The organism is Sodalinema sp., assembly GCF_046483825.1.
Classification (GTDB): Bacteria; Cyanobacteriota; Cyanobacteriia; order Cyanobacteriales; family Geitlerinemataceae; genus Sodalinema.
This window is the reverse complement of sequence record NZ_JAWOCL010000294.1, coordinates 1-8,549: the sequence shown is the minus strand read 5'-3', so window position 1 is coordinate 8,549 and position 8,549 is coordinate 1. Positions and strand designations below refer to the sequence as shown.

Genomic DNA, 8,549 nt, shown 5'->3' with positions numbered 1-8,549 from the left:
GAGAAAAAGCTCAAACGCGCTCACCGAAGGGTGAGTAAAAAACAGAAAGGCTCTGCCAACCGAAAAAAAGCCGTCAATCGACTCGGACGAGTACACCTCAAAATAAGTCGGCAACGTGAGGAACACGCCAAGAAACTGGCGCGTTGCGTTATCCGATCTAACGATCTGGTCGCCTATGAAGATTTGAGGATACGGAATCTAGTCAAGAACCACTGTCTCGCCAAGTCGATTCACGATGCAGGTTGGTATCAATTCAGAAAATGGTTGGAGCATTTTGGAGTGAAATTCGGCAGGATAACTGTAGCGGTGAACCCTGCCTATACTTCTCAAAAATGCTCGAGTTGCGGCACGGTGGTTAAGAAAAGTCTTTCGACTCGAACTCACGTTTGTCAGTGTGGGTGCGAGTTGGATAGAGACCACAACGCAGCCATCAACATCCTGAACGCTGCCTTAAGTACGGTAGGGCATACCGGAACTTGGGTCGATGACCCACACGCTTCTGGAGATTTGACCGCTACTTTGGCTGGTGCAAACCTGTCAGGGCAAGTCGAATCGTTGAAGGAAGAATCCCCACGCCGTGATAGCTGGGGAGTGTCAAATGCGAGAAGAAGAGAAACTTGCCCGTGATGTATACTTGAGTTTATATGAACAGTGGCAACTTCCAATTTTTAACAACATTGCCAATAGCGAACAGAACCACACTGAAGCCGTCGCGCGATCGCTGGCTCACTACGGCCTTGAAGATCCAATTACCAACGCCGCTGTAGGAGAATTCACCGACCCCACCCTACAGCAGTTGTACAACGAACTTGTGACGGAGGGCAGTCAATCTCTGGCGGCGGCGTTGGCGGTGGGGGCAAAAATTGAAGAAATCGACATTGCTGACCTAGAAACCGCCATGATCAACACCGACAACGCCGACCTCGATCTCTTGTACGATCGCCTACAAAACGGTTCCGAAAACCATTTACGGGCCTTTACCAGCACGTTAAGTCGACAAACGGGCCAAATCTATCGTCCTGAAGTGCTTTCACCCGAAGAGTACGACGAGATTCTAGGGGAATCGGGCGATCGCCGTGGCCGGGGCCAAGGACAAGCCGGCGATCGCGATCGCCGCTGAAACCCCCACAACCTCTAAACCGGAAGCCGAATCGTCATGTTGGTTCCCACCCCCAGTTGAGACTCACAGGTGAGGGAACCGCCATGACGAGAGATAATCGCATAACTCACCGATAGCCCTAACCCCGTTCCCTGTCCCACGGATTTCGTGGTAAAAAATGGCTCAAAAATGCGGTTTTGAATCTGCTCAGAAATCCCCCCTCCATTATCGGAAATGATAACTTCAACCTCCCGAGGTTCTCGAAGGTGGGTTCGGATACAAATCCTGGGATTTTGCCGACTTTTGCGTAACTCCTGAACCGCATCGATCGCATTACTCAACAAACTCAAAAAGACTTGATTCAGTTGACTAGCATAACAGGTCACAGGAGGCAGGGAGCCATACTCTTTGACCACCTCAATTCTCGAATTTTTCGTATCCCCAGCCAGGCGGCGTTGTAGAATCACTAAGGTGCTTTCAAGTCCCTCATGTAAATCCACCGCCTTTACATCCGATTCATCTAAACGAGAGAAGTTTCGCAGACTTAAAATAATCTTTTTAATGCGATCGCTTCCTGATCGCATCGAGTTAAAGAGACTCGGGGCATCGTCCTGAAGAAAGCTTAGCTCAATGTCCTCCATCATCTGTTGCACCGCTTTATTTTCTTGAGGATATTCTTGCTGATAACAGGTCACTAGCTTCAATAAATCCCCAAGATATTGCTCAGCATACCCTAAATTGCCATGAATAAAGTTAATGGGGTTATTGATTTCATGGGCAATTCCCCCCACCAATTGACCCAGGGCGGACATTTTTTCACTTTGAATCAGTTGGGCTTGAGTTTGTTGTAAATTGGTCAGCGTCGCTTCTAAATCTAGGGCTTTTTGACGCAGGGCCTGGGTTTTGCGTTCGACTTCTGCTTCTAAGCTATGGGAATAGTCGGCAACTTGTTGATACAGACGAGCATTTTGGAGGGAGATCGCCGCTTGGGTGGCTAACATCTGTAACATTTCCACGCGATCGCCCGTAAAAGCACCAATCGTCTGCTGATTCTCCAAATACAGCACCCCCATCAGCGTTCCCTGTTGCACAATGGGAATCCCCAGTAAACTCTTCAATTGCCGTTGCTGAACATCGCGATCGCCGCTCAAACGAGGATGCAGCAAAGCATGAGCCACCACCATCGGTTTGAGACTCCGGCGTACGGTATGAACCAGAGTTTCGGCAATCTCGGGGTAACTCGATAGGGGAATCGACTCCACCCGAGGAGTCCCCTCTAAGGTGGCCATGGCCTCAATCCACCATTGACTCTCCTGAGGCATCAACAGTAACACCTTATCCGCTCCCGCCGTCTTGAGAACAATAAGAAGGAACCTCGCCAGGAGTTGCTGAAGATCGATTTCACTCGAAAGGGTTTGAGAGGCCTTCAAGACGCTGGCCAGATCCAAACTCAGCGAGAGATGGTTTCCGTCTGAACCTGAAGATTGACTGGCTGGGGTTTGGCTGACACTCTGCGTCAGACTAGGGGTGACACTCATCGAACGAGTGGCTAACACCGTATCCGTCATCGGCGATCGCGGCCGCTGTGGGTTGAGAATCGGGGCCAGCAGGCGAGGATAACGGCGTTCTAAATCCACCACTTTGGTTTTCGCCCCCCAATAAATGTAGGCATAATAGGCATCGGTTAGATACACCTGAGCGATTTTCTCTTTCCCCCAATCCCGATAAAACAGGGCCGCTCGTTCACAGGCGAGGGCTTCTTCTTGGTGGTACTGGGTGGCCTTGGCGGCGGCGATCGCGCGATCGTAGGCCTCCATGGCCGCCGTCATATCTCCCAATACCCGATACCGTTCCGCCGCCACGAACTCCAACTTATGTTGAAAGTTCATCGGGGCAGAATCAGCCCAGCGTTGCAGTTTCTCTTGATTGTGCTGAACTCTCTCGAAAATCCCCACTTGCTGTTCCTCGGCGAGCTGGTGATAGGCGGCTAATTGCACTAAGGAATCATAGAAATAAAAGACAGAGCCAAAATAAAGTCCTGGAACTCCGTCAATATAGGGTTTCGCTAAATTGGCCCATTGCCGCCCTAGCTTCAGTTCATCGAACAGATAGCTTAAAATCAGTTTGTGGAGATAGACCTGATAAATGGCATAGCGATCGTCCACCTGATAATGGAGGAGCAACGACTGCTGTTCATCATAGGCGGTTCCCACTAATTCTGTGGGGTTCTCCTCGGTTTCAAGCAAGTTTAAAACTGCTTGATAATAAATATCTTGGTAAGTGCAAGTATTCTGTTGATTGATGTCCTTTAATGCTTGACGATAATTCGCGAATTTTTCGGCAAGGTGATTGAGGTTTTTACCACAAAAATATTCATATTCATTGTGGTGTAAAATGCAATAGGCTGCATATTCCACATCCCCAGTTTCTAATCCTGCCTGATAGCCTTCCTGCAACATAGGGAGACAGTCTCTCAAGGACTGTCGCCAAGGTAAAATCATACTATAGACCATGTTTAAGATTTTGGCTTTCAGGCTCTTGATTTGGAGTTTTTCCTGTAGTTTCAGGGCTAACTCGCCAAACTTAAACCCTTGAGAAAAGTTCCCTGAATTGGAGAGAAGTAAACCATAAGCTGCGTAAGAAAACGCCGACCCTGCTGCGTTGCCGTAGTCCAATGATAAGTTAATCTGCTCGGAAATAACTAGGGGTAAAAGAGCCGGATAGGCAACAAATGTAATGGAAATTAACGTAATTAAAACCCGCAACGCTGCCAGTTTCTCCGGGTCTTCCATTTCGGGTAAATCCAGAAGTTCAGACGGCGATCGCCCGGCAATTTTCCTCTCAACTTCTGCCAGAGCGATCGTTGTATCCTCCGGGGTGGGGCGATCGGGTAGATGAATCCCGAGCTGAGCTAAAACGGATTTAGTGAGGGCTAAGGCTTCGGGTAAGCGGTTTTGAGCAATATCGGCTTGGATATTGATGTCATGGATAGGAATCTCGTCCAGGAAGCCTTGAGCTTGCTCTAACACCTGCCCCGAGAGCTGTTCCATCGTCGAAAACTCCCCCGTCAGGTAGGCCGCTTCAACGGCGTTGCCATAGAGATTCAAGGTCAGAGGATAGAGATGTTGCCAAGACTGGGTCGGGAGTTGCTCGATTCCGGCTTGGAAGTAGGCGGCGGCGGTGTCGTAGGCGGCGGTGGCCATGGCTTTGCGTCCGGCTTCGAGGTTCAGTTGAGCCACCTGTTGCTGCTGGGCCGGGGTGGTGATGAGGGCGCTTCCGGCGTTGAGTTGATTGACGATTTCAAAGAGTTGATCGCTTTGATCTTGCTCATCGCCGCATTCTAGGAGAAGTTGCCCAATCTGCCAATGGGTGGCGGGTTTGTCGTCGTCGGGGATGAGGAGATAGGCCGCTTGTTGGACGCGATCGTGGAGAAAGCGATAGCTGGGGTTGATCTCCTCGCTTGAGGGGGAGGCGTCACCCTCAAGAAAGAACTTGTAGAGGGTGCTAGTGGGGAAAATTAGCCCCTCTTGTAAGGCCGGCCAGAGGCGACTGGCTACGTCACGGGGTGGCTGCTCAGAGACGATGCTGAGGGTGCTTAGCTTAAACTCGTTCCCGATGCAGGCGGCGAATTTGAGGACGGTTTGGCTGGTGGGAGGGAGTTTCTGCAATTGCTGGGCCAGAAATTCCACCACGTCATCGGTGAGGGAGAGGGTGTCAATTTGGCGGATGTCGCACTCCCAGTGACGCTCCTGGGGGTTAAAGCGGATGTAGCCCTCTCGATGTAGGGTTTTGAGAAATTGGCTGATGAAAAAGGGGTTTCCTTGGGTTTTGCGGGCGGTGAACTCGGTTAGCGGCTGGGCGAGTTCCGGGGAACAGTTGAGGCTGTCGGCGATGAGCTGGTTCATATCCGGGAACTGGAGCGGCCCTAGGTGAATGGTGTTGACGGGAACTTCAGCCTGTTGCAAGTCTTCTAGGGCCAGCCGTAAGGGATGGCCCGCTGAGACTTCGTTGTCTCGATAGGCTCCCAACAGCAGCACCGAACCTTGTCCTTTGATGAGTAATTGCAGGAGTTGCAGGGAGGCCGAATCGGCCCATTGCAGGTCATCGAGGAAGATCACCAGGGGATGGTTGGGTTGGGCAAAGCATTCGATAAACTGCTGAAAGAGGCGGTTAAAGCGATTTTGAGCGGCGGTTCCTGAGAGGTCTGGGGCGGGGGGTTGGGGACCGATAATCTGTTCGAGTGTGGGGATGACGTCGAGGAGAACTTGTCCGCTGTCCCCGAGAACGTTGGCGAGGGCGGTGTTCCAGTGGTTGAGGCGATCGTCGGGTTCACAGAGCAGTTGTTCAATGAGGTCTTCGACGGCTTGGATGAGGGCTTCTAAGGGGATGTTGCGCTTGAATTGGTCAAATTTACCCTGGATGAAGTAGCCCCGTTTTTCGAGTATGGGTTTGTGAACTTCGCGGACGACGGCGGTTTTACCGATACCCGAGAAGCCGGCCACGAGCATGATTTCTGAGGGGCCTTGGCTGACGCGATCAAAGGCGTTGAGGAGGGTTTGGACTTGGGCCTGGCGGCCATAGAGTTTTTCGGGGATGAGGAAGCGATCGCTGATATCTTGTTGAGCCAGTTCTCGGGGGGCGATCGCACCCTGTTGTTGCCATTGTTCTAAACAGTATTGCAAGTCATGTTTGAGGCCCAGGGCGCTTTGATAGCGGTCTTCGGCGTTTTTGGCCATCAGTTTGGCCACCAGGGCCGCGATGGGTTCCGGGATGCTGGGATTCACCTGATGCAGGGGGGTGGCGATCTTGGCGATGTGACTGTGGATCAACTCTAGGGGATCGTCGGCGTTGAAGGGGAGGCGGCCACTGAGGAGTTGGTAGAGGCTGACTCCTAAGGCGTAGTAGTCGGCCCGGTAGTCGATTCCCCGATTCATGCGTCCGGTTTGTTCGGGGGCGAGATAGGCGAGGGTTCCTTCGAGGTGGTTGGGGGTTTGGATGTCTTGGACGTCTTTGGGAAGTTGGGAGGCGATGCTGAAGTCGATGAGTTTGATTTGCTGAGTCTGGGGGTGGATGAGGAGGTTGGCGGGTTTGATGTCTTTATGAATCACCCGCTGTTGGTGTACGTCATGGAGAATCTGAGCCACCTGGATGGCGATGGCGAGGGTTTGGGCGAGGTCTAAGGGGTGTTCCTGGCTATAGTTTTTGAGGGAAATTCCCCCCCAGTCTTCCATGATGAGGGCGTAGCGATGGCCGGTGGGTTCTAAACTCAGGGGCTGAACGACACCGGGAATGGCTAGGGATTTGGCGATCGCGTATTGGTTCCGGAATTGGGCGAGTTCGGCAAAGCTGGGGCGTTCCTGTCGCAACAGTTTGATGACGACAGGTTGCTGATCTCGTTGTTGGATACCCCGATAGGTGACGGTGCGAGAGCCGAGATATAGCTGTTCGAGGAGGGTGTAGCCGGGAAGGTCAGGAAGTGCGGGGGACATTGCAATGCTGAAAACGGGAGAGTCTGAGCATGTGATTTAACCTCGACTTTAACAGAGACGGCGGGGTTGCCTCCTCTCTTGGGCTTGGGGGGAGTTAGTCTGGTGGTTTTGGCCGGCTAGGGGTTGAGTTGATCGTAGCGGGTGATGTCAAATCGACTTGCCGATTGGATTTCTACGACGGGTAAGACGACCTCGAAGGTTTCGGCATCGTCGCCTATTTCGACGGGTTCGACTGGGCGATCGCCTGAGGGACTGTTTGGCTGACTACGCTCCTGAGTCATGGCTTCATCGGCTTGGAGGTATGAGGTGGTTAAGACTAAGGTTTTGTCCTCTTCTTTGCGATAGCCACTGAAAAATGGCAGTAGCTGGATGTACTTTCTATCCACTCCGGGGTTGTAGGCAACCGTTGTGATACCAATATAAACTTTGCCGCTTTTTAGGGTGAACAAGAGGAGTTTTGTCTCTCGAATCGCTTGGTCACATAGTATCTCAAAGACATCATTCTGACTTTTTATTGCTTTGATTCTATGATATTCAGCATCGGTCACTAAGTTCAAAGGTAGCCAGGTTAATCCACCCAGCAAAAAGGCAATAATCGAAATATCAAAGTACTCAATTTCAATCCAGGATTGCCAGAGTTGATTGAGTGAAAATCCGTAGAATTGACCAATACCCACAAGACTAATGGCAAGTAGCAAGAAGACTGTTCCAGCAATTGAAGCAGTGAGCGTTAAACGATTTCCTGAGTATCTTGCAGCTTTATATTTAGTCTGATTCCAATTTATGATAAAAATGTATCCTCCCAAAAGAGGGAGGAGAAATAAGTTAAAAGGCATTACTCATCTAAACTCGATTCTTCTTGACGCTTTTGTTTTTTTTCGTTCAGCCGCTTAAACAGTTTTGAGTTAAGCGCTTTTTTGATTTGTGCTTGACCGGCTTCGCTGTTAAAAATATCAGCGGCGCGAACATAAGATGTTCCATCGTTTGTGTGAAAAACGGGCGGTTTTTTATATTTGGCTGCCATGATGGTCGATGTTCAGGGGTCCAGGTCCAACCATTATAGCAAGCAAAAGTCCTCCCCAAGTGCATGACTTGGCATCGAGCCAAGTCACGAGGAGAGGAAACGTCACGAGGAACAACAGAGGAACAGAGCTATGGGAATGGGGTTAACGGCGGAATCGACAGTCTCTTAACCAGGTTTGAACGGCTTGTCCGACGGCTCCTTGACTGCTCTCGCGGGGAGGACTGACAATTCCGGGTTCGGGATAATCGCCAAGACTCGAAAATAGAGAAACTAACCACCAACCTTCCTCATTTTGAGTGAGAAAGAGCCAATGGAAATGCTGGATTTCTCCGGTTTGGCCGCCGCTATGGGTGCGTTCTAGGGTGGTTAAAAAGACTTGTTCTACGCCTTCAGGAATAGGCTCGTTGAGGGGAAGTGGCTCAAATTCTGGGTTCCCGGCCACTAGGACGGTGGTGCGGTGGCTCGGGGGACCCTGGACATCCTGCGATCGCCGCAACACCCGATTCACATAACCGGGTAAGTCGGGCAACATCTCCTCAATTAAGGGTTCGATGGCGGTGGGACAGGCCTGAGCGGGGCTGGCCAGTAGCCCCCAACTCAGTAGAATCGCCCCCAGTCTGGCGGTGAGTCGTCCCGGAATCATGGTGTTACCCCATTGCGTCTTTGAGGGCATTTTGGGTCATGGAGGCGATCGCCTGATCGCTGGCTTTGGGCAGATGATAGTAGGTTCCACCGGCGGTTTCGGCGAGTTCCTTGGCAAATCCCGTGGAGACGAAACGGCTTTCGGTATTGACGACTAATAACTGAATCCCCAAGGCGCGAATCCGTCCGGCGATGTCCAGTAATTCGGCTTTGATGTCGGGTTTTTCGTTGGGGTCAATCTCTTCGCCGAGCGATCGCGCCAGGGGGATATTGCCCCGGCCGTCGGTGATGGCAA

At 51.3% G+C, this 8,549-nt stretch carries 6 protein-coding genes and 1 pseudogene; 2 read left to right on the top strand and 5 right to left on the bottom strand.

Annotated elements, in window-relative coordinates; all coding sequences use genetic code 11:
- Both R6U67_RS18815 and R6U67_RS18810 read left to right on the top strand, forming a co-directional pair.
- Positions 1 to 627: RNA-guided endonuclease InsQ/TnpB family protein (locus R6U67_RS18815; RefSeq protein WP_410253964.1), on the top strand; the 627-nt coding region annotated here is incomplete at its 5' end.
- Entirely contained in the window at positions 599 to 1,120 is a 522-nt protein-coding gene (locus R6U67_RS18810; RefSeq protein ID WP_410253963.1) for a DUF2202 domain-containing protein, read from the top strand. The genes R6U67_RS18815 and R6U67_RS18810, both read left to right, overlap by 29 nt.
- Positions 1,121 to 1,134: 14 nt before the next feature.
- On the opposite strand, the gene R6U67_RS18805 is transcribed toward R6U67_RS18810, so the two are convergent.
- From R6U67_RS18805 to R6U67_RS18785, 5 genes and pseudogenes are all read right to left on the bottom strand, one after another.
- Positions 1,135 to 6,588: an AAA family ATPase gene (locus R6U67_RS18805; protein ID WP_410253962.1), complete on the bottom strand. Its 5,454-nt coding sequence runs from the start codon at positions 6,586 to 6,588 to the stop codon at positions 1,135 to 1,137.
- 116 nt (positions 6,589 to 6,704) lie between these two features.
- Positions 6,705 to 7,286: a hypothetical protein gene (locus R6U67_RS18800; RefSeq protein ID WP_410253961.1), complete on the bottom strand. Its 582-nt coding sequence runs from the start codon at positions 7,284 to 7,286 to the stop codon at positions 6,705 to 6,707.
- A gap of 137 nt (positions 7,287 to 7,423) precedes the next feature.
- Positions 7,424 to 7,612, bottom strand: coding sequence for a hypothetical protein (locus R6U67_RS18795; RefSeq protein ID WP_170189335.1), 189 nt, complete (start codon positions 7,610 to 7,612; stop codon positions 7,424 to 7,426).
- A gap of 142 nt (positions 7,613 to 7,754) precedes the next feature.
- Complete coding sequence (locus R6U67_RS18790) at positions 7,755 to 8,285, bottom strand: hypothetical protein (protein ID WP_410253960.1); 531 nt, start codon at positions 8,283 to 8,285, stop codon at positions 7,755 to 7,757.
- A pseudogene (locus R6U67_RS18785) lies at positions 8,260 to 8,549 on the bottom strand (magnesium chelatase ATPase subunit D); the annotation flags it as partial. The gene R6U67_RS18790 and the pseudogene R6U67_RS18785, both read right to left, overlap by 26 nt.

Bases quoted from the DNA above. Each gene is read 5' to 3' on its own strand.
- R6U67_RS18805 (WP_410253962.1), bottom strand. From the start codon at position 6,588: ATGTCCCCCGCACTTCCTGACCTTCCCGGCTACACCCTCCTCGAACAG.
- R6U67_RS18810 (WP_410253963.1), top strand. From the start codon at position 599: ATGCGAGAAGAAGAGAAACTTGCCCGTGATGTATACTTGAGTTTATAT.
- R6U67_RS18790 (WP_410253960.1), bottom strand. From the start codon at position 8,285: ATGCCCTCAAAGACGCAATGGGGTAACACCATGATTCCGGGACGACTC.
- R6U67_RS18795 (WP_170189335.1), bottom strand. From the start codon at position 7,612: ATGGCAGCCAAATATAAAAAACCGCCCGTTTTTCACACAAACGATGGA.